Below are 19,202 nucleotides of genomic sequence, written 5' to 3'. Positions count from 1 at the left end.
GCGGTTGCCGGGTGCGGTGGTCCTGTGCCGGGTTCGCGTGCGGTGTCGTGCGGTGGTCCTGTGCCGTGCTCGTCCGCGGTGGTGGACGCCGGGTGTCCACCACGCCATTATGTGCGTATGAGCGCACGCATGCATCTGTCATCTGCGGACGATGCGCACCCGCGCACACCCGGCGAGGAGCAGTTCGCGCTCGCCGCCGAGATCCTCGCCCTGCTCGGCGACCGCACCCGCCTGACCCTGCTGCACTCACTGACCGCCGGGGAGGCCGACGTCACCACTCTCACCGAGGCGTGCGGGGCCGCCCGGCCCGCGGTCAGCCAGCATCTGGCCCGGCTGCGGCTCGCGGGGCTCGTGAGCACCCGCAAGGAGGGACGGCGGGTCGTGTACGCGCTGCGTGACGGGCACCTGCGCCGTCTGGTCGAAGAGGCGCTGAACGTGGCCGACCACCGGCTCGGCGACCGGCCGCTCCACGACTGAGCGGGAACCTCAGCCGTCGGTGCGGGTGCCGAGGTACTGCTCGGCGAACGCCGCCGCCGCGGCGGGTGAGTCGAACAGGCGCCGCAGCCTGGCCGGCGCGGCGCCCGCGCGGTACGGGTCGCCCGACGCCGTGCCGTGGCACATCTCCGCGAGCCACTCGGAGAACTCCCCGCACCGGACGCCGTCGTGGTCCTGACCGACGGGCAGACGCCCTGGCCGGACGCCCGGCCGTCCTGCCGGACGGTGGTGGGCCTGTTCCCCCGGCACGGCACGCACGAGTCCCGGGGCGAGGACCACCCCGACTACGTGCCCGGCTCACCGCCCGACTGGGCGCGCGGTGGAGATCGGCGCGGCCCCGACCGGTGGCCGGTGGGGCGTGGCGGGGTCAGCCGAGCCGCGGGATCTCGATCGCCGGGCAGCGGTCCATCACCATCTCCAGTCCCGCGGCCCTGGTCCGCTCGTACGCGGCCTCGTCGATCACACCGAGCTGGAACCAGACGGCCCCGGCGCCCTTGGCGACCGCCTCGTCGGCGACGGGTCCGGCCAGGTCGCTGTTGACGAAGACGTCGACGACGTCCACGTCGAAGGGGATTTCGGCGAGCGAGGCGTACCCCCGCTCGCCGTGCACCGTCTCCGCCTTGGGATGCACCGGCACGACGCGCTTGCCGAAGCGCCCCAGCACCTCGGCGACGCCGTACGCGGCGCGCCCCCGGTTGGACGACAGGCCCACCACGGCCCAGGTGTCGCCGAGCCCGGTGAGGATCTTGCGGACCGTTGCCTCGTCGCCGTACACGGCGGCCTCCTTGAACTCCTGGGGCGACTCGGGTGTCGCGTCCTCCGATCCGTCAACGGCCGGCGGTATGCGGAGATTCCCCCGCGGCGGCGGAGGGCGGTGAGCGCGCCCCTGTGCGCCACCGCCCGGCCCCGCCTACGCTCGCCCCGTGCTGCGCATCATCGACGCCCGGACCTCAGAGCCCGTCCCCGCCGCCCCCGCCCGGCGGGGACCGACCCGTGTCGAGGCGCACGCGCCGGGCCGCGACACGACCGGACTGCGCGTGCTGCTCGTCGCCGACCTCATGGTCCGTGCCCTCGAACTCGACGGCACGCCCACGTGGGCCCTGCTGACCGGCGCGGACGAGAGGGCGGGGCTGAGTGCGGACGCGGCGGCCCTCGGCATCCGCCCCTTCGAGGACGGCGGCGCCGCGGGCACCGGACCCGGCGCGGGCCAGGCCGTGCACGTGGTGCGGGAGGGCGGGGCCATCCCGGACGGGACTACGGTCGCCGTCGCCCGCGTGGACGCCGCCGAACCGGGCCCCGACGATCCCGACGCCCTGCGTCTCGCCCTGCTGGAGCGGCACCACCACGCGCGCGTGCGGCTCGACGCGGCCGTGCTGGACGATGCCCGGGACACGCTCGCGCGCTGGCGCGGCGCGGTCGCCGCCTGGGCGCGGGAGCCGTCGCGTCCCGTCCCGGGCGAGGTGCGCGACCGACTCCGTGCCGCCTGGGAGGACGACCTGGACGCCCCCGGCGTGCTGCGGGTCCTGCGCCGGGTGGAGACCGATCCGCACCTTCCGGACGGAGCCCGGTTCGAGACCTATGCCTACGCCGACCGGTTCCTCGGCCTGCACCTCGCCCGGGACATCGGGGCCCCGGCGTGATCGCCCGCCCGGGGCCGGGCCCGCTGCGCCGCCCGGCCGCGCCGCGGTACGCCGAGTCGGCCCGACCCGGCGGCGTCGCCGACCACGCCCCGCCCCTCGCCGGACGAGGCCGCCGCGACCGCACCGCCGCCGTACGCCCTCGCCCCCCGGTGCGGCCCTGCCGGCCGCGATGACCGTGCCGGGAGGCGGGCGACGGTGAGCGCATAGGGTGGCCGGATGCAGGACGAGTACCGCACGGTCGCCCGCGCGGGTGTGCACGAAACCGAGGTCAACCGCTCCCGCTTCCTGTGCGCCCTCGCCCCGGCAGCCACCGAGGAGGAGGCCCGGGCGTTCGTCGCGGCCGTACGCAAGGAGCACGCGGACGCCAGCCACAACTGCTGGGCGTACGTCATCGGAGCCGACGCCGCCGTGCAGAAGGCCGGTGACGACGGCGAGCCCGGCGGCACCGCCGGCGCCCCGATGCTCCAGATGCTGCTGCGCCGCGACATGCGGTACGTCGTCGCCGTCGTCACCCGCTACTACGGCGGCGTCAAGCTCGGTGCGGGCGGGCTCATCCGCGCCTACGGCGGTGCGGTCGGCGAGGCCCTGGACGACCTGGGGACCCTCACCCGCCGCCGGTTCCGCCTGGCCACGGCGACCGTCGACCACCAGCGGGCGGGCAGGCTCCAGAACGACCTGCGCACGGCGGGACGCGCGGTGCGCGACGTGCGGTACGCCGAGGCCGTCACCATCGAGATCGGCCTGCCGGAGGCCGACGTGGACACGTTCCGTGCCTGGCTCGCGGACGCCACCGCCGGATCGGCCGGGTTCGAACTGGGTGGCGAGGCGTACGGGGACACGTGACAGCACGACAAAAGGGGCGTAACGGCCTTTGGGTGGCAGGGATGAGGGGCGAAACAGGAGATACCACCCGGGCTGTCGGACCCTGCGGTTAGTCTCGGGGATCATGCGACTGCTGCACACTTCCGACTGGCATCTCGGCCGGGCGTTCCACCGGGTGAACATGCTCGACGCCCAGGCCGGGTTCGTCGGCCACCTCGTCGAGACCGTGCGCGAGCACGGCGTCGACGCCGTGGTCGTGTCGGGAGACGTGTACGACCGGGCGGTGCCGCCGCTCGCCGCCGTCGAGCTCTTCGACGACGCCCTGCACCGCCTCGCCGGCCTCGGGGTGCCGACGGTGATGATCTCCGGCAACCACGACTCGGCCCGCCGCCTCGGGGTGGGCGCCGGCCTCATCGACCGGGCGGGTATCCACCTGCGTACCGATCCGGCGGGGTGCGGGACGCCGGTCGTGCTGGAGGACACGCACGGGGAGGTGGCCTTCTACGGGCTGCCGTACCTCGAACCCGCCCTGGTGAAGACCGAGTTCGGCGTCGAGAAGGCGGGCCACGAGGCCGTGCTCGCCGCCGCCATGGACCGGGTCCGCGCCGACCTCGCCACGCGCGCGCGGGGAACGCGTTCCGTCGTCCTCGCGCACGCCTTCGTCACCGGCGGCGAGCAGAGCGACAGCGAACGGGACATCACCGTCGGCGGGGTGGCCGCCGTGCCCTCCGGTGTCTTCGACGGCGTCGACTACGTGGCGCTCGGGCACCTGCACGGCTGCCAGACCCTCACCGAGCGCGTCCGCTATTCCGGCTCCCCGCTGCCGTACTCCTTCTCGGAGCACCGCCACCGCAAGAGCATGTGGCTCGTCGACCTGGACGCCGGCGGCTCGGTCACCGCCGAGCGGATCGACTGCCCGGTGCCGCGCGGTCTGGCCCGGCTGCGCGGCACCCTGGAGGAGCTGCTCGCCGATCCCGGGCTGACCCCGCACGAGGAGGCGTGGGTCGAGGCGACCCTCACCGACCCGGTCCGTCCGGCCGACCCCATGGTCCGGCTCACCGGCCGCTTCCCGCACACGCTGAGCCTCCTCTTCGATCCCGAGCGGGCCCCGGGCGACCCGGCCGTGTCGTACGCCCGGCGTCTCGCCGGCCGCGGCGACCAGCAGATCGCGGAGGACTTCGTGCGGCACGTGCGCGGCGCCGGACCCGACGACCACGAACGGACCGTGCTCCGGGACGCCTTCGACGCGGTGCGCGCGGACGAGACCGCGCGGGAGGTGGCCCGGTGAGGCTGCACCGGCTGGACATCACCGCCTTCGGACCCTTCGGCGGATCGCAGGGCGTCGACTTCGACGACCTGTCGGCCGCCGGGCTCTTCCTGCTGCACGGGCCCACCGGCGCGGGCAAGACGTCCGTCCTCGACGCCGTCTGCTACGCGCTGTACGGCTCGGTACCCGGCGCCCGCCAGAGCGGCCAGGGCACGAACCTGCGCAGCGACCACGCCGCCGTCGGCACGCGCACCGAGGTACGCCTCGAACTCACCGTCGCCGGACGGCGGCTGGAGGTCACCCGGCAGCCGCCCTGGGAGCGCCCCAAGCTGCGCGGCAGGGGCACGACGCTCGACAAGGCCCAGACCTGGCTGCGGGAGTACGACGCGGGCGCCGGGACCTGGAAGGACCTCAGCCGCTCCCATCAGGAGATCGGCGAGGAGATCACCCAGCTGCTCGGCATGAGCCGCGAGCAGTTCTGCCAGGTCGTGCTGCTGCCGCAGGGCGACTTCGCGCGCTTCCTGCGCGCCGACGCGGAGGCGCGCGGCAAGCTTCTCGGCCGGCTCTTCGACACCCGTCGCTTCGCCGAGGTCGAGAAACGCCTCGCCGAGCGGCGCCGCACCACCGAGGCGCGGGTGCGCGAGGGGGACGCCACGCTGCTGGCCGACGCCCACCGGATGCAGCAGGCCGCGGGCGACGCCATGGAACTTCCGGAGCTGGCGCCCGGCGAGCCCGGACTCGCCGAGGCCGTCCTCACCGCCGCCGCCGTCGCCCGCGGCACGGCCCGCGAGCTGCTGGCCGTCGCCGACTGCCGGCTCACGGCCGCCGAGTCCGCCCAGGCCACCGCCGAACGCGACCTGGCGGGCGTACGGGAACTGGACCGGCTGCAACGCCGGTTCGCCGAGGCACGGGGGCGGGCCGCGCGGCTGGCCGAGCGGGCCGACGCCCACCGCGCCGCGCAGCTACGCATGGAGCGCGCCCGCAAGGCCGAAGCGGTGGCCCCCGCACTGGAACTGCGGGACGCCGCCGACGCCGAACACCGGCGGGCGGTGGTCGCGGAGGAACACGCGCGTGCCCTGCTGCCCCAGGACCTCGCGGACGCCGGCGCCGCGGGACTCGCCGCCGCCGCACGCCGGACCGCCGAGGAACTGGGCGGGCTCGACTCGGCCCGCCGGGCCGAACAGCGCCTCGCCGAGCTGGTCGAGGAGCGGACCCGACTCGACCGGCAGGAACGCGCCGACGAGGACGTCCTGCACGAGGCGGAGACCTGGCTCGCCGACTGGGAGGTCACCCGCACCGTACTGCAGGCCCGCGTCGACTCCGCGCGGGAAGCGGCCACCCGCGCCGAACAGCTGGCCGTACAGCGCGACCCGGCACAGCGGCGGCTGAACGCGGCCCGGCAACGCGACCGGTACGCCGCCGACACGGAAGAGGCCCAGCGGCACGCCCTCGCCTCGGCCGAACAGGCCGTCGAGGCCCGCGCCCGGTGGCTCGACCTCAAAGAACAGCGACTGAACGGCATCGCCGCCGAACTCGCCGAAGGCCTCTGCGAAGGCGCACCGTGCGCCGTGTGCGGCGCCACCGAGCACCCCGCCCCCGCACGCAGGACCGCGGGGCACGTGGACCGCCAGGCGGAGGAGCGCGCCCTCGCCGCCTACCAAGACGCCGACGAGCGGCGCGCGGACGCCGAACGGCGCCTGGGCACCGTACGGGAGGCACTCGCCGCCGCCACCGCGGAGGCCGGGGACGCGCCCACCGCCCGGCTGGCCGAAGAGGCCGAGGAGCTGGAGCGGCGGTACGCGCGGGCGCGGGCGAGCGCCTCCGGGCTGCATGCCGCGCAGGAGGAACTGCGCCGTGCGGAGCACGAGCGGGAGCAGCGGATCGCCGCCCAGCAGCAGGCCGCCGTCCGGGCCGCCTCCCGGGTCGGCAACCGGGAGCGACTGGAGAGTGAACGGACCGCGCTGGAGGACGAGTTGGCGCGCGCCCGCGGCGCCGCCGACAGCGTGGCCGCACGGGCCGCGCAGCTGGAGCGCCGGGCCGCGCGGCTGACGGAGGCCGCCGACGCCGCCCGCGTCGCCGAGGACACGGCCCAGCGGCTCAAGGACGCCGACGCCCGTCTCGCCGACGCCGCCTTCCGCGCCGGCTTCGACACCCCGCGGGAGGCCGCCGCCGCGCTGCTCGACGACACCGCCCACCGCGAGCTGCAACGCCGGCTCGACGCCTGGGACTCCGAGGAGGCCGCCGTCCGCGCGGTCCTCACCGAGGCCGACACCGCCGCCGCGGCCCAGCAGCCGCCCGCCGACCTCGCCGCGGCGGAACACACCGCGGCCGACGCGGGCCGGCGCCTGCGCGAAGCCTCCTCGTCGCGTGACGCCGCCGCCAGGCGCTGCGCAGAGCTGGACCGGCTGTCCGCGCACGCCGCCACCTCCGTGCGCCGGCTCGCCCCGTTGCGCGAGGAACACGGCCGGGTCACCCGCCTCGCCTCCCTCGCGGCGGGCACCTCCGCGGACAACGAACGCCGGATGCGCCTCGAGTCGTACGTGCTGGCGGCCCGCCTCGAACAGGTCGCCGCCGCGGCCACCGCACGGCTGCAGCGGATGTCCTCCGGCCGCTACACCCTCGTCCACTCCGACGATCGCACCGGGCGCGGCCGCAGCGGCCTCGGCCTGCACGTCGTCGACGCCTGGACCGGCCGCGAGCGGGACACGGCCACGCTCTCCGGCGGTGAGACGTTCTTCGCCTCTCTCGCCCTCGCGCTGGGCCTCGCCGACGTCGTCACGGACGAGGCCGGAGGCGTCCGCCTGGACACCCTCTTCATCGACGAGGGCTTCGGCAGCCTCGACGACCAGACCCTCGACGAGGTCCTCGACGTCCTCGACGCACTGCGCGAGCGGGACCGCAGCGTCGGCATCGTCAGCCACGTCCCCGACCTGCGGCGGCGCATCCACGCCCAACTGGAGGTCGTGAAGGGCCGGTCCGGCTCGGTGCTGCGGCAGCGGGGCGACGGCTGAGCCCGCCCTCAGCGGCCCAGCGGGCGCCGCGGGAGCGGCGAGGAATAGACGATGCTCGTCGTGACCGAGCCCAGCGCGCCGATCCGGCCCGACACCTCCTCCAGGTGCCGCATGGACCGCGCGGCGACCTTGATGACGAAGCAGTCGTCCCCCGTGACGTGGTGCGCCTCCAGGATCTCCGGCGTGACCGCGACCAGGTCGTGGAAGGGCTTGTAGTTGCCGGTCGGATAACGCAGCCGGACGAAGGCCAGGACCGGCAGGCCGAGCCGGTCGGGGTCGACGACCGCCGCGTACCCCTGGATCACCCCCGCCTCCTCCAGCCGCCGCACCCGCTCGGTCACCGCGCTCGCGGACATCGACACGGCGCGCGCCAGCTCGGCGAAACTGGCCCGTCCGTCCCGCTGGAGGACGTCGAGGATGAGCCAGTCGGTGGCGTCCGGGGAAAACGTCGTCATCCGGGATGGATAGCAGGCGATCCCCGGCGAAACAAGAGGGGGGCCGGGGAATCCCCCTTCTGGGGAGGCGCTCGCCGACCATAGGTTTCCGGTCAGGAGATCCACCGAGGAGAGGCCGGACCGGACCATGAACCCCACCACCGTGAACCCCACCACCGTGAACCCCGTTCTGCGCGTCGCCCCCGCGGCCCCCGCCGAGGCCGCCGCGTACTTCCGGGCGAGCCTCGCCTTCCACGCCGACGTCTCCGACGTCGCCGCCGCGCTGGCGGACGGGAACGGCCCCGGGTTCGTCCTCGTGGACATCCGCTCCACCGAGTCCTGGGACCAGGGCCACATCCCCGGCGCCGTCCACCTGCCCACCGCGCTCGTCCCCGAACAGGCCGGCCGGCTCCTCGACCCGGCCGTGCCGGTCGTGACGTACTGCTGGGGCCCCGGCTGCAACGGCGCGACCCGTGCCGCCCTCGCCCTCGCCGAACTCGGTCACCCCGTCAAGGAGATGCTCGGCGGCTTCGAGTACTGGGCGCGCGAGGGCTTCGCGTACGAGACCCGGCAGGGCACCGAGCGCCGCCCCGCCGACCGGCTCACCGCGCCGGTGAACGCGGCCGACTGCGGCTGCTGACGGGCGTGTAGGTTCTGCCGCATGGTGCGATACGCGGAGCCGGGCGCGGTGGAGTGGGTCGAGTCGGGCGGCGGTCCGCTCATAGCGGTCCCGGAGACGGTCCTGCCGTTCTGGAGCGGCGCCGACGGCGAGGAGACGGCCTCCGACTACGACCGGGCCTGCGAGGTCGACGGTCAGGTGGGGCTCCTCCCCGTCGGTGACTGCGCGGCCCTGGTGCTCGGCGACGAACCCGCCTCCACCGCCTACCTGCCCGACCACGCCGCCTTCGTCCGCTGGTGCGCCGCGGACACCGAGGACGAGGTGCTGGCCGGCGTCCCCGCGGCCCTCGACGCGGCCGAGTGGGAACCCGAGGTGTGCTGGCGGGTGCCCGGCCCCGTGCTCCTCTTCGACGCGGCCTGGCCCGGCACCGCCTGCGACCGCGCCGACCACGTGCGGGTCGCCCTCGACCCGGGCCGGTACGCGGTACGCGCGGCCGAGGTGCGCCCCGGGCCGGAGACCTGGCTGAACGTCGTACAACTGCGGCGGCTCGCGGACCGGTAGCCGACCGCCGGGCCGGGCCTCGCGACGGCGGAAAGAAACCGGAGTGCGAGGCGGTGGCGGGCCGCCCATCATGGTTGCCCATGCCACGACTTCCGCACCCCGCCCCCGAAGAACTCCGCCGCGACCCCCTGCCCCTGCGCGGCCGGACCGCCCTCGTCACCGGGGCCAGCCGGCGCGGCGGCATCGGCCACGCCGTGGCCCGGCGGCTCGCCGCGTACGGGGCCAGTGTCTACCTGCACCACCACGTCCCACACGACGCGGCCATGCCCTGGGGCGCCGACCGCACCGAGGACGTCGTCGCCTCCGTGCGCACCGCGCTCGGCGACCCGGACGCCACCGTGCTCGCGGGCCCCGCGGACCTCGGCGAACCCGCGGCCCCCGGCGAACTGATCACCACCGCCGCCGAGGCGCTCGGCGGACGGCTGGACATCCTCGTCGCCAACCACGCCCTCAGCGGCTCCGACGGCACCCTCGATACCATCGACGCCGCCATGCTCGACGCGCACTGGCAGGTCGACACCCGCTCGGTTCTGCTGCTCGTCCAGGCCTACGCCCGGCTGCGGGCCGCGCTGCCGCCCCGCACCCCCGGCGGACGCGTCGTGATGATGACCTCCGGCCAGGACATCGCCGCCGGCATGCCCGGTGAGATCGCCTACGCGCTGCAGAAAGGCGCCCTCGCCTCCATCACGCGCTCCCTGTCGACGACCCTCGCCGAGCACGCCGTCACCGTGAACGCGGTCAACCCCGGGCCCGTGGACACCGACTACATGACCGGCGAGGACTACGAGGCCATCGCCGCGCTCTTCCCCGCCGGACGGTGGGGCATGCCCGACGACCCGGCCCGCCTCATCGCGTGGCTGGCCACGGACGAGGCGGAGTGGGTCACCGGTCAGGTCGTCGACTCGGAGGGCGGTTTCCGGCGGTGAGCGGCCCGGTTCACAGCCGCGACAGCTCGTCCACCAGGTCGTCCAGACCCAGCGAACCCTGGGACAGGGCCGCCATGTGCCAGGCCTTCGGGTCGAAGGCGTCACCGTGCCGCTTGCGGGCGTTCTCACGGCCCAGCAGCCACGCCCGCTCACCGAGCTTGTAGCCGATCGCCTGGCCCGGGATCGTCAGGTACCGGGTCAGCTCGCTCTCCACGAAGTCCGCGGGACGGCTGCTGTGCGAGCCGAAGAACTCCTGTGCCAGCTCCGGCGTCCAGTGCTCACCCGGGTGGAACGGGGAGTCGGCCGGGATCTCGAGCTCCAGGTGCATGCCGATGTCCACGATGACCCGGGCGGCCCGCATCATCTGGGCGTCGAGGTAGCCGAGCCGCTGCTCCGCGTCCGTGAGGAAGCCCAGCTCGTCCATCAGCCGCTCCGCGTACAGCGCCCAGCCCTCGGCGTTGGCGCTGACCATGCCGACCGAGGCCTGGTAGCGGGAGAGGTCGTCGGCCACGTGCGCCCACTGGGCGAGCTGCAGGTGGTGCCCCGGGACGCCCTCGTGGTACCAGGTGGAGACCAGGTCGTAGACCGGGAAGCGGGTCAGGCCCATCGTCGGCAGCCAGGTGCGGCCGGGACGGGAGAAGTCCTCCGAGGGAGGCGTGTAGTAGGGGGCGGCCGCGCTGCCGGGCGGGGCGATCCGCGACTCCACCTTACGCACCCGCTCGGCGAGTTCGAAGTGGGTGCCGTCCAGCGCCTCGATCGCCTGGTCCATCAGGCCCTGCAGCCAGTCGCGGACCTCGTCGACGCCCTCGATGTGCCTGCCGTGCTCGTCCAGGTGCGCCAGTGCCACCCACGGCGTCTCCGCGCCCGGCAGGATCTTCTCCGCCTCCAGCTTCATCTCGCCCAGCAGCCGGTGGTACTCGGCCCAGCCGTAGGCGTACGCCTCGTCCAGGTCGAGGTCCGTGCCGTTGTAGTAGCGCGACCAGCGGGCGTAGCGCTCGCGGCCCACCGTGTCCGGGGCGCCCTCGATCGCCGGCGCGTACACGTCGCGCATCCAGTCCCGCAGCTCCACCACGGCGGCGGTCGCGCCCCGGGCGGCCTCGTCCAGCTCCGCGCGCAGCGCGTCGGGGCCGGCCGACGCGAAGTCCTCGAACCAGCCGCGGCCCGCACCCGTGTCCGCCCACTCGCCGAGTTGCCCGACGAAGGTGGCGGTCGGGCGCGGAGACGCGTAGAGCTTGCGCTCCAGTCCGAGGGCCAGGGATTCGCGGTAGCCCGAGAGCGCGGCCGGCACCGCGCGCAGCCGCTCGGCGATCCGCGCCCAGTCCTCGTCCGTCTGCGTCGGCGTCACGGTGAAGACCTCGCGCACCGAATGCGCGGCGGTGCCCATGTTGCCGACCGACCGCAGGCCCTCCTCGGCCTCGTGCACGGCGAGTTCGACGGTGAGGCGCTCGCGCAGCAGCCGGGCGCAGCGCCGCTCCACGTCGCTGTCCCCGCCGGGCCGGCGCTCCGCCTCGTCCAGCCGGGCGAGCGTGGCCCGCGCCAGCTCCGCGAGGGCCTCCTGCCCCGCGGGTGAGAAGTCGGGCAGACGGCTGGAACTTGCCTGCACGCCGAGGAAGGTACCGGTGACCGGGTCGAGGGCGATGAGATCGTCGACGTAGGCGTCGGCGACCTCGCGGGGCAGCGGGCTCATGGTCTCTGACATGCGGACATACTCATACGGATACCGGTGCCGCGTCAGCCCGGTTCGCCGGGTCCGCTGCCGCGGGCGGCCGGATTTCGCTCAGGGCGTGGCAGCAGGCGCGGCGGGCGGCAGCAGGGGGCCGCACTCCCACTGCTGGAAGATCAGCCGCGTCTCGACGCGGGCCACCTCCGGCCGGGAGGTGAACCCGTCCAGGACCAGCCGCTGCAGATCCGTCATGTCCGCGACCGCGACGTGGACGAGGTAGTCGTCCGGGCCGGTGAGATGGAAGACGGTGCGCGACTCGGGAAGCGCCCGGATCCGCTCCACGAACGGGCCGACCAGTTCCCGCCGGTGCGGGCGCACCTGCACCGACAGCAGCGCTTGGAGCCCCCGCCCCAGCTTGGCCGGGTCCAGTTCCAGCCGATGGCCGAGGATCACCCCCGCACGCCGCAGCCGGGTCACCCGGTCCAGGCAGGTCGACGGGGCCACCCCGACCTGGGCGGCGAGATCGCGGTAGGTGGCCCGGGCGTCGTTCTGCAGCAGCCGCAGCAGATGAAGGTCCACCGGATCCAGTACGACGGATTCGGCCATTGGCCGAACGTAGCACGGCCTCCCGTCCTGAAGCGCCGGTCGGTGTTCACTCTTCGGGTCATGGACTCTGCGCGCACGCACACGTCACCATCCGACGACGTACGCACCACCGCACCCGGGGGCAGGGCGCTGGCCACCGAGGCCGTGCACGCCGGCCGCGACGACCTCGCCGCCCAGGGACTGCACGCCCCGCCCATCGACCTGTCCACGACCTACCCGTCGTACGACAGCCGCGGCGAGGCCGCCCGCATCGACGCGTTCGCCACCACCGGCGCCGACCCGGAGGGACCGCCGGTCTACGGCCGTCTCGGCAACCCCACCGTCGCCCGCTTCGAGACGGCCCTGGCCAGGCTGGAGGGCACCGAGGCCGCGGTCGCCTTCGCCAGCGGCATGGCCGCGCTGAGCGCCGTGCTGCTGGTCCGCGGGTCGATGGGGCTGCGGCACGTCGTGGCCGTTCGCCCCCTGTACGGCTGCAGTGACCACCTGCTGACCGCCGGACTGCTCGGGTCGGAGGTCACCTGGACCGACCCGGCGGGCATCGCGGACGCGCTGCGCCCGGACACCGGCCTGGTGCTCGTGGAGTCTCCGGCCAACCCCACGCTGGCCGAGGCCGACCTGCGGGCCGTCGCCCACGCCTGCGGATCGGTGCCGCTGCTCGTGGACAACACCTTCGCCACGCCCGTGCTCCAGCGCCCTGCCGAACAGGGCGCGCGCCTGGTGCTGCACAGCGCCACCAAGTACCTCGGCGGGCACGGCGACGTGCTGGCCGGCGTGGTGGCCTGCGACGAGGAGTTCGCGGGGCGGCTGCGGCAGGTCCGCTTCGCCACCGGTGGCGTACTGCACCCGCTGGCCGGATACCTCCTGCTGCGCGGGCTGTCGACGCTGCCCGTGCGGGTCAGGGCCGCCTCCGCGAACGCCGCCGCACTCGTCCGGCGCCTCGCCGCCGACCCGAGAGTGGCCCGCGTCCACTATCCGCGCATCGGTGGCGCGATGGTCTCCTTCGAGGTCCACGGCGATCCGCACGAGGTCATCGGCCGCGTCCGCCTGATCACCCCGGCGGTGAGCCTCGGCAGCGTCGACACGCTCATCCAGCACCCGGCGTCCATCAGCCACCGCATCGTCGACGCCGACGACCGCAGGGAGGCCGGGGTGGGCGACCGGCTCCTGCGGTTGTCCGTGGGCCTGGAGGACGTCGACGACCTGTGGGGCGACCTGGACCAGGCGCTGGGGGAGCGGGCGGCCGGGGCGATACCGCTGCGGGAGGCACTGTCGCGCGCGGACTGACCGGCGCGCGGGCCGGCCGACCCTCGAGGGCCGGCCGGCCGGCCGGCCTGCCGCCCGCGCCGCACCCGCCCGCGCCGCACCCGCCCGCCGGCTCACTCCTTGCCGACCGGCTCCCCGTGCGGAAGCCGCGCCGCCGCCCGGGCCGCCGGGTCCAGGCGGGCCGTGACGACCAGGGTCCCCTCCTCGATCTGATAGTCGAGGGGGAGGCCCAGGCCGCGCATCGCGGCCACCATGCCGGTGTTGGACGCCTGCGTCACGGCGTACACGCTCTCGCAGCCCGTCTCCGCCGCCATCGCCACCAGCCGGCCGAGGAGTTCGCCGCCGACGCCACGCCGCTGCCACGCGTCCTCGACCAGCAGCGCGACCTCCGTCTCGTCCCCGTCCCACAGCAGGTGACCCAGCCCGACGATCCGGCCCGAGGCGGTCTGCACGGCGAGGGTGCGGCCGTGGCGGGGGCCGAGGAGGTGGTTGAGATACCGGTCGGCGTCGCCGACCGGGCCGTGGTACCTCATGCTCAGCGTCCGCGCCGAGCACCGCTCGTGCATCGCCTTCGCCGCCGGAACGTCGCGGGTGTCGGCCCGGCGGACCGTGATGTCGTGCCCCTCGGACAACGTCAGTACGTCCCGGCTGTGCGGCAGGCGCGGACCGAGCCGGGCGTCCAGCTCGACCAGCGCCCGCGCCCGGGCGAACTCGGCCGGGGTGAACGGCAGATACGGCCGCTCCACGCTGATCACCCCGCCCTCCGGCGCGCGCAGCCGCAGCACGGTGTCCTCCAGTGCGCCCTCCGGCGGCACACCGTCCGCGGCGTCTGCCCCGGCGGCCGGAGGCAGCGACCGGATGGTGCAACGGCCCAGCAACTGCCGCAGCGCCAGCGGGAGTTCCGCCGAGTCCAGGGCCGTACGGGCGGCCAGGCCCAGCACCCGGGTCGGCGCGTCCACCAGGTCGTGGGCGTCCGCCCGCTCGGTCCAGGTGCGGTCACCGCCCGCCGCCGACACCGCGTCGGCCAGCTCGGAACCCGTCAGGTCACCCGGGGCGCGGAGCAGGAACTCGTCCACCGTGCCCTCGGCCAGCGGGTGCGTCTGCAGGCTCAGGATGTCGACCCGCCGGTCGGCGAGGGCCGCGCACAGCACGGCCAGCGACCCCGGCGTGTCCCGTACGGTCGTCCGCATCCGCCACAGCGCGCTGTCCCCGGCCGCCGCGCCGGATTCCGCCGCCGCCCCGTCCTCCCGGCCGGACGGCCCGGCCTGCCGCCGGGCGGCCGGGGGCCGGGTGCCGGTATCGTCCGCCGGCGGGGCGTGTCCGTGGCGGCGTGACCACCAGGCGTGGAAGCCCGCCGTGACGACCAGGGCGGCCACCGAGGCCAGCAGCAGGGCGGGTACTGCGGAGCCGTGCTCCACGAGGTGCGCCGCGGCGCCCGTCACATCAGACATGTCTCGACTCATGCCGCTACTGTGAAGGAACGGTGTTGCGTGATCACGAACGCTCTGTGACCGATGGGTAAAGAAGGCTTCTGGGGCATTTGTTGCTCTTTTCACCAGTGCGGTGTCAGGGTCCTGCCAGTGTGGGCTCTCAGGCCGCGTCCCCCTCCCGCGCCAGTGCGCCGCGCAGCCGCCGGGCCTGCGTCACCAGCCGGGACGAACCGCGCCGGTCCGCCGCCACCGACAGGTGCGGCAGGTCGCCACGGGCCCCCGTCCGCTCGGCGCACTCGGCGGCCACGGCGAGCAGCTCGCCGAGCCCGCGGGCGGAGGGGCCGGCCGCGCCGGTGGTGAGATCGGCGAGCAGGAGGGGCAGTGCTTGGCGGAGCACGCCCCAGATGGTGGCGTTCGCCCCCGTCGCCGCCGCGGTCCGCACCGCGTCGGCGAGCCGCACCGGCTTCACCGCGCCGCCTCGCACCAACTGGCCCAGGTCCGCCCCCAGCCGGTCGGTGTCGAGCCGGCCGCGCGCCGCCAGCACCAGCAGGGCGTCCACCGCGGCCAGCCGGTCCTCCGCGTGCCGGGCCCCGAGCCCGTAAGCGACGCACAGGTGCACGGCCTCGCCCGCCTCGCCGTCCGTCTCGGCGAGGCGCGGCAGTACGGCGGTGGCGCCCCGGCCGTCGTCCACGGCCACCGTGGACACCTCACGCAGCAGGCGCGCCGCCACCAGCTCCGGCCTCTCGGGCAGCAGGGCGAGCCAGTGCTGCCGTATCTCGCCGTTCCAGTGAGGGCAGTACCAGCGCTCCCGGTACGCACTCACCGGCTGCCCCAACGGCCGCAGAGCGGCCGGGAGATCGTCCCGCAGCTCCGGCACCTCGCCGAGCTCCACCAGGACGCGGGTGTTCGCCGTCCGCCGTGAGGCGGGCAGCCCCGACCCCTCGGCGGTCAGCCACCGCGCGAGCCGCTCACCCTCCTCGGTGCCCAGCGCCGACGCCGTACCCGCAGCAGCGCCTGCCCGAACTGCGGACACAGTGCCGCACGGCCGGGAGTCGGGGCAGGCGCGAGGCGAGTGGAGGCAGGCGGGGCGGGAGCCGCGCACCAGGGGATGACGCCGGTGCGCGGCACACCCGACAGGCTACGGGAACTACTGGCCGACCCTGCCCGGCTGGAGCACCTTCGTATACAGCACCGTGCCGTCCTGTTCGCGCAGCCGCACGGTCATCTCGGCGCTGCCGCCGTCGATGTCGACCTCGCCGAAGAACTGGTAACCCTCCGCGGGCGAGACGTTCGAAGCGGTCGGAGCCTTCACGAACACCCTCTCCGGGCCGAAGGTGCCGTCGAGGGAGCTGGCCGGGAAGGCACCCGCGTTGAGCGGCCCGGACACGAACTCCCAGAACGGCTCGAAGTCGGTGAACGCGGCCCGTGAGGGCTGGTAGTGCTGGGCCGAGGTGTGGTGCACGTCGGCCGTCAGCCACACCGTGCCGGTGATCCGGCGGTGCTTGACGAAGCGCAGCAGTTCGGCGATCTGCAGTTCGCGCCCCAGCGGCGCGCCGGGATCGCCCTGCGCCACACCCTCGATGTTCGCCTTGCCCTCGGTTCCGTCGGGCACGACCAGGCCGATCGGCATGTCGGCGGCGATCACCTTCCACACCGCACGGGACCGCGACAGCTCCCGCTTGAGCCACTCCAGTTGCTCGCGGCCCAGGATGCCCTGCGGGTCCACGGCCTGACCGCCCGGGGAGTTGGCGTTGCGGTACGTCCGCATGTCCAGCACGAACACGTCGAGGAGCGGGCCCTGGCGCAGTACCCGGTGTACACGCCCCTCGCGCGCGCCGGGGCGCAGGGTGGAGATCGGGAAGTACTCACCGAACGCGCGCCGGGCCCGGGCGACCAGTACGTCCACGCTCTTCTCGGTGTAGCGGGCGTCCGTGTCGGCGATCACCTGGCCCGGGTACCAGTTGTTGCGCACCTCGTGGTCGTCCCACTGGACGACCGAGGGGACCTGGGCGTTGAAGCGCCGCACATTCTCGTCGAGCAGGTTGTAGCGGAAGTTGCCGCGGAACTCGGCGAGGGTCTCGGCGACCTTGGATTTCTCTTCGGTGGTGATGTTCCGCCAGGTGCTGCCGTCGGGGAGGGCCACGGTCTCCGCGATGGGTCCGTCGGCGTAGACGCTGTCGCCGCTGCACAGGAAGAAGTCCGGGTCCAGGGCGCCCATGGCGTCGTAGATGCGGTAGCCGCCGAGGTCGGGGTTGATGCCCCAGCCCTGGCCCGCCAGGTCACCGGACCACACGAAACGCACTCCCTCGCGCCGGCGGACCGGCACCGTGCGGAAGGTGCCGGCGACCGGCTCGCCGGTGCGGCGCGGGTCGTCCGGGTCGGCGAGGAGCACGCGGTAGTGGATCTGCTCGCCCGGCGGCAGGCCGCGCAGCCTGGTCGTGCCGGTGAAGTCCGTGTCCGCTCCGAGCAGCGGGCCGCGCCATCTGCGCGGGTTGCGGAACGACTCGGTCGCGGACGTCTCGACGACCATCCGGGCCGGCCGGTCGGACCGCACCCAGACCAGTCCGGAGTGGGAGGTCACGTCTCCGGTCTGCACGCCCCAGCCCGCTCCCGGCCGCCCGGAACGGGCGAACGCCGGTGCCGCCCCGAGGGCGGTGGGCAGGGTGAGGGCCGCCGACGCGGCGAGGGATCCGCGCAGCACGCTGCGGCGACCGGGCAACGGACGGTGTGACATGGATGCGCCTCCAGGGACGGGATCCGGCCAGTGTTCGGGCCAGTGTTCGGGCCAGCGTTCGGGCCAGTGTGCAGAGCCAGACCTACTGGTGCGGCGCGGCGGCCAAGCCAATTCCGGGTGAACAACCGGCCGCCCGCGTGCGTGGACGCCGACCCGCGCGCCCGCCCACCCCGCGTCGGGAGTCTCCCCCGCCGGTTTCCCGGGCGTCACGCGTCCTGCGCCATCATCCCCACCCCCGCCCGAATCCGCCCCGGCGTCAGGTGGGCGTACCCCAGTACCAGCCGCACCTCCTTCGCCGCCGCCTCGTCACCGCCCGCCCCGTGCCCGTACTCCGCCAGTGAACGCACCGCGACTCCGGCCTTCGTCACGCGCGCGAGGAAGCGCTCCTCGGGGCCGTACCGTTCCGGGAGTGCGGCGATGGCGTGGAGCCCGGCGGCGATGCCGGAGACCCGGGCGCCGGGGAAGTGCTCCTCGAGCGCGGCGACCAGCGCGTCGCGCCGCTCGCGGTAGGCGCGCTGACAGACGCGCAGTTGGCGGTCGTAGTCGCCGCGTTCCACGAAACGGGCGAAGAGTGCCTGGTCGAGGGCGGGATGCCCGAGGTCGGTGGTGCGTTTGCGCTCGACCACGTCGTCCGCCAGCCACTCCGGGACCAGCAGCCAGCCCAGCCGCAGTCCCGGGGCGAGTGACTTGCTGACCGAACCCGTGTAGGCGACGCGTTCCGGATCGAGCCCCTGGAGTGCGCCCACGGGGGCACGGTCGTATCGGAAGTCGCCGTCGTAGTCGTCCTCCAGGACGAGACCGTCCACGGAGCGCGCCCAGTCCAGGAGCTCGGCGCGCCGCCGCGCGGAGTAGGCGATCCCGGTGGGGAACTGGTGTGCCGGAGTCGTCACGACGGCCCGTACCCCCGAGGCGCGCAGCGGTCCGACGGCGAGTCCCTGGCCGTCCAGGGGCAGCGGCACGGTGCCGACCCCCGCCGACGCGTACAGGGCGTCGTGCTGAGGGCTGCCGGGGTCCTCGACACCGGCGGTGCGTATCCCGCGCGCGTGGAGCACGCTCGCGAGCAGCGCCGTCGCCTGCGCCACCCCGGAGACCACCACGATCCGCTCCGGGTCGGCCACCACGCCCCGGCGCCGCGCGAGCAGCTCGGCCAGCGCGGTCCGCAGCCGGGGCAGCCCGCGCGGGTCGGGGTAACCGAGGCTCTCGTGCGGCAGTTCCGTCAGCACGCCCCGCTGCGCGGCGGCCCACGCCGAGCGGGGGAAGAGCGACAGGTCCGGCGTCCCCGGTACGAAGTCGACGCGGTCGGCGGGGGAACGCGGGGCGAGGTCACGCGCGCGCGGACGGGCGGCCCGCACCGCGTCCCCCACCCAGGTCCCGGCGCCCCGCCCGCTGCGCAGATAGCCCTCGGCCGTCAGCTGCTCGTACGCCTCCGTCACCAGCCCCCGCGACACCCCGAGGTCGGCCGCCAGGTCCCGGCTCGACGGGAGGCGGGTGCCCGGCGCGAGCCGGCCCGAGCGGACCGCGTCCCGCAGCGCCTCCCGCAGGGCGCGGCCACGCGCGCGTGCCGGTGCCGAGGCGGCGGGCAGCAGCAACTCCCAGGCGGCGCTGCGGTCGGCGGAGCCCGGACGGCCACCCGGGCCGGTCGACGGCGTCATGAAGAGCTCCCCCGTGTGTCACGTCTTCCTCCAGGCACCAATCGCCCCCACTTTACGAGGGGTTGGACCCACTGGTGCG

16 protein-coding genes and 3 pseudogenes are annotated in these 19,202 nt (G+C 75.0%); 10 read left to right on the top strand and 9 right to left on the bottom strand.

Annotated features, from left to right (window positions below; translation table 11 throughout):
• The first annotated feature begins 117 nt into the window (after positions 1 to 117).
• A complete protein-coding gene (locus tag ACZ4V1_RS09855) occupies positions 118 to 477 on the top strand; it encodes an ArsR/SmtB family transcription factor (protein ID WP_468332100.1) in 360 nt (119 codons plus the stop codon).
• A gap of 9 nt (positions 478 to 486) precedes the next feature.
• On the opposite strand, the pseudogene ACZ4V1_RS09850 reads toward ACZ4V1_RS09855, so the two are convergent.
• Positions 487 to 645: pseudogene (locus tag ACZ4V1_RS09850) on the bottom strand (4-hydroxybenzoate 3-monooxygenase); the annotation flags it as partial.
• Here ACZ4V1_RS09850 and ACZ4V1_RS09845 point away from each other — a divergent pair.
• Positions 646 to 826, top strand: a pseudogene (locus ACZ4V1_RS09845) (DUF2201 family putative metallopeptidase); the annotation flags it as partial.
• Between the two features lie 36 nt (positions 827 to 862).
• Here ACZ4V1_RS09845 and ACZ4V1_RS09840 read toward each other — a convergent pair.
• The gene (locus ACZ4V1_RS09840; RefSeq protein WP_468332097.1) at positions 863 to 1,270 is read right to left on the bottom strand and encodes a CoA-binding protein; all 408 of its coding nucleotides are present in this window, start codon (positions 1,268 to 1,270) and stop codon (positions 863 to 865) included.
• Positions 1,271 to 1,418: 148 nt separating this feature from the next.
• On the opposite strand from ACZ4V1_RS09840, the gene ACZ4V1_RS09835 reads away from it, so the two are divergent.
• From ACZ4V1_RS09835 to ACZ4V1_RS09820, 4 genes are all read left to right on the top strand, one after another.
• The gene (locus ACZ4V1_RS09835; RefSeq protein WP_468332094.1) at positions 1,419 to 2,135 is read left to right on the top strand and encodes a hypothetical protein; all 717 of its coding nucleotides are present in this window, start codon (positions 1,419 to 1,421) and stop codon (positions 2,133 to 2,135) included.
• A gap of 216 nt (positions 2,136 to 2,351) precedes the next feature.
• Positions 2,352 to 2,978 (top strand): YigZ family protein, encoded by a 627-nt coding sequence (locus ACZ4V1_RS09830; protein ID WP_468332091.1) that lies wholly within the window; start codon positions 2,352 to 2,354, stop codon positions 2,976 to 2,978.
• Positions 2,979 to 3,081: 103 nt separating this feature from the next.
• Complete coding sequence (locus ACZ4V1_RS09825; protein WP_468332088.1) at positions 3,082 to 4,245, top strand: exonuclease SbcCD subunit D; 1,164 nt, start codon at positions 3,082 to 3,084, stop codon at positions 4,243 to 4,245.
• Positions 4,242 to 7,235, top strand: a complete 2,994-nt coding sequence (locus ACZ4V1_RS09820) for an AAA family ATPase (RefSeq protein WP_468332085.1) — start codon at positions 4,242 to 4,244, stop codon at positions 7,233 to 7,235. The genes ACZ4V1_RS09825 and ACZ4V1_RS09820 overlap by 4 nt, the downstream gene beginning before the upstream one ends.
• Positions 7,236 to 7,243: 8 nt before the next feature.
• On the opposite strand, the gene ACZ4V1_RS09815 is transcribed toward ACZ4V1_RS09820, so the two are convergent.
• A complete protein-coding gene (locus ACZ4V1_RS09815; protein WP_468332082.1) occupies positions 7,244 to 7,690 on the bottom strand; it encodes an Lrp/AsnC family transcriptional regulator in 447 nt (148 codons plus the stop codon).
• A gap of 127 nt (positions 7,691 to 7,817) precedes the next feature.
• On the opposite strand from ACZ4V1_RS09815, the gene ACZ4V1_RS09810 reads away from it, so the two are divergent.
• The 3 genes from ACZ4V1_RS09810 to ACZ4V1_RS09800 all read left to right on the top strand — a co-directional run bounded on the left by ACZ4V1_RS09810 (position 7,818) and on the right by ACZ4V1_RS09800 (position 9,775).
• Positions 7,818 to 8,309 (top strand): rhodanese-like domain-containing protein, encoded by a 492-nt coding sequence (locus ACZ4V1_RS09810; RefSeq protein WP_468332079.1) that lies wholly within the window; start codon positions 7,818 to 7,820, stop codon positions 8,307 to 8,309.
• A gap of 21 nt (positions 8,310 to 8,330) precedes the next feature.
• On the top strand, positions 8,331 to 8,849 hold the full coding sequence (locus ACZ4V1_RS09805) for an immunity 21 family protein (protein ID WP_468332076.1): 519 nt from the start codon (positions 8,331 to 8,333) through the stop codon (positions 8,847 to 8,849).
• A gap of 80 nt (positions 8,850 to 8,929) precedes the next feature.
• On the top strand, positions 8,930 to 9,775 hold the full coding sequence (locus ACZ4V1_RS09800; protein ID WP_468332073.1) for an SDR family oxidoreductase: 846 nt from the start codon (positions 8,930 to 8,932) through the stop codon (positions 9,773 to 9,775).
• Positions 9,776 to 9,785: 10 nt separating this feature from the next.
• On the opposite strand, the gene ACZ4V1_RS09795 is transcribed toward ACZ4V1_RS09800, so the two are convergent.
• Together ACZ4V1_RS09795 and ACZ4V1_RS09790 are read right to left on the bottom strand one after the other, a co-directional pair.
• A complete protein-coding gene (locus tag ACZ4V1_RS09795) occupies positions 9,786 to 11,474 on the bottom strand; it encodes a DUF885 domain-containing protein (protein WP_468332070.1) in 1,689 nt (562 codons plus the stop codon).
• Positions 11,475 to 11,552: 78 nt separating this feature from the next.
• Positions 11,553 to 12,044, bottom strand: a complete 492-nt coding sequence (locus tag ACZ4V1_RS09790) for an Lrp/AsnC family transcriptional regulator (RefSeq protein ID WP_468332067.1) — start codon at positions 12,042 to 12,044, stop codon at positions 11,553 to 11,555.
• 60 nt (positions 12,045 to 12,104) lie between these two features.
• Between ACZ4V1_RS09790 and ACZ4V1_RS09785 the strand changes: the two genes are divergently transcribed.
• Positions 12,105 to 13,328 carry a trans-sulfuration enzyme family protein gene (locus ACZ4V1_RS09785; protein WP_468332064.1) on the top strand — a complete coding sequence of 408 codons (1,224 nt, stop codon included), beginning with the start codon at positions 12,105 to 12,107 and terminating at the stop codon, positions 13,326 to 13,328.
• Between the two features lie 92 nt (positions 13,329 to 13,420).
• Here ACZ4V1_RS09785 and ACZ4V1_RS09780 read toward each other — a convergent pair whose 3' ends face one another.
• The 4 genes and pseudogenes from ACZ4V1_RS09780 to pdxR form a co-directional block, all read right to left on the bottom strand.
• The gene (locus ACZ4V1_RS09780) at positions 13,421 to 14,758 is read right to left on the bottom strand and encodes a GNAT family N-acetyltransferase (RefSeq protein WP_468332061.1); all 1,338 of its coding nucleotides are present in this window, start codon (positions 14,756 to 14,758) and stop codon (positions 13,421 to 13,423) included.
• Between the two features lie 139 nt (positions 14,759 to 14,897).
• A pseudogene (locus tag ACZ4V1_RS09775) lies at positions 14,898 to 15,755 on the bottom strand (DUF7825 domain-containing protein); the annotation flags it as partial.
• A 129-nt stretch (positions 15,756 to 15,884) separates the two neighbouring features.
• Positions 15,885 to 17,471 (bottom strand): alkaline phosphatase D family protein, encoded by a 1,587-nt coding sequence (locus ACZ4V1_RS09770; protein WP_468332058.1) that lies wholly within the window; start codon positions 17,469 to 17,471, stop codon positions 15,885 to 15,887.
• 206 nt (positions 17,472 to 17,677) lie between these two features.
• The gene (gene pdxR, locus ACZ4V1_RS09765) at positions 17,678 to 19,123 is read right to left on the bottom strand and encodes a MocR-like pyridoxine biosynthesis transcription factor PdxR (RefSeq protein WP_468332056.1); all 1,446 of its coding nucleotides are present in this window, start codon (positions 19,121 to 19,123) and stop codon (positions 17,678 to 17,680) included.
• Positions 19,124 to 19,202 lie beyond the last annotated feature (79 nt).

It is taken from the genome of Streptomyces sp. NPDC028991 (assembly GCF_055564775.1).
The sequence above is the reverse complement of the archived record's forward strand: the minus strand, read 5'-3'. Positions and strand labels throughout refer to the sequence as shown.

Coding starts and splice junctions, on each gene's coding strand:
- ACZ4V1_RS09810 (WP_468332079.1), top strand. CDS start 7,818: ATGAACCCCACCACCGTGAACCCCACCACCGTGAACCCCGTTCTGCGC.
- ACZ4V1_RS09800 (WP_468332073.1), top strand. CDS start 8,930: ATGCCACGACTTCCGCACCCCGCCCCCGAAGAACTCCGCCGCGACCCC.
- ACZ4V1_RS09805 (WP_468332076.1), top strand. CDS start 8,331: ATGGTGCGATACGCGGAGCCGGGCGCGGTGGAGTGGGTCGAGTCGGGC.
- ACZ4V1_RS09785 (WP_468332064.1), top strand. CDS start 12,105: ATGGACTCTGCGCGCACGCACACGTCACCATCCGACGACGTACGCACC.
- ACZ4V1_RS09795 (WP_468332070.1), bottom strand. CDS start 11,474: ATGTCAGAGACCATGAGCCCGCTGCCCCGCGAGGTCGCCGACGCCTAC.
- ACZ4V1_RS09825 (WP_468332088.1), top strand. CDS start 3,082: ATGCGACTGCTGCACACTTCCGACTGGCATCTCGGCCGGGCGTTCCAC.
- pdxR (WP_468332056.1), bottom strand. CDS start 19,123: ATGACGCCGTCGACCGGCCCGGGTGGCCGTCCGGGCTCCGCCGACCGC.
- ACZ4V1_RS09790 (WP_468332067.1), bottom strand. CDS start 12,044: ATGGCCGAATCCGTCGTACTGGATCCGGTGGACCTTCATCTGCTGCGG.
- ACZ4V1_RS09815 (WP_468332082.1), bottom strand. CDS start 7,690: ATGACGACGTTTTCCCCGGACGCCACCGACTGGCTCATCCTCGACGTC.
- ACZ4V1_RS09770 (WP_468332058.1), bottom strand. CDS start 17,471: ATGTCACACCGTCCGTTGCCCGGTCGCCGCAGCGTGCTGCGCGGATCC.
- ACZ4V1_RS09830 (WP_468332091.1), top strand. CDS start 2,352: ATGCAGGACGAGTACCGCACGGTCGCCCGCGCGGGTGTGCACGAAACC.
- ACZ4V1_RS09855 (WP_468332100.1), top strand. CDS start 118: ATGAGCGCACGCATGCATCTGTCATCTGCGGACGATGCGCACCCGCGC.
- ACZ4V1_RS09780 (WP_468332061.1), bottom strand. CDS start 14,758: ATGTCTGATGTGACGGGCGCCGCGGCGCACCTCGTGGAGCACGGCTCC.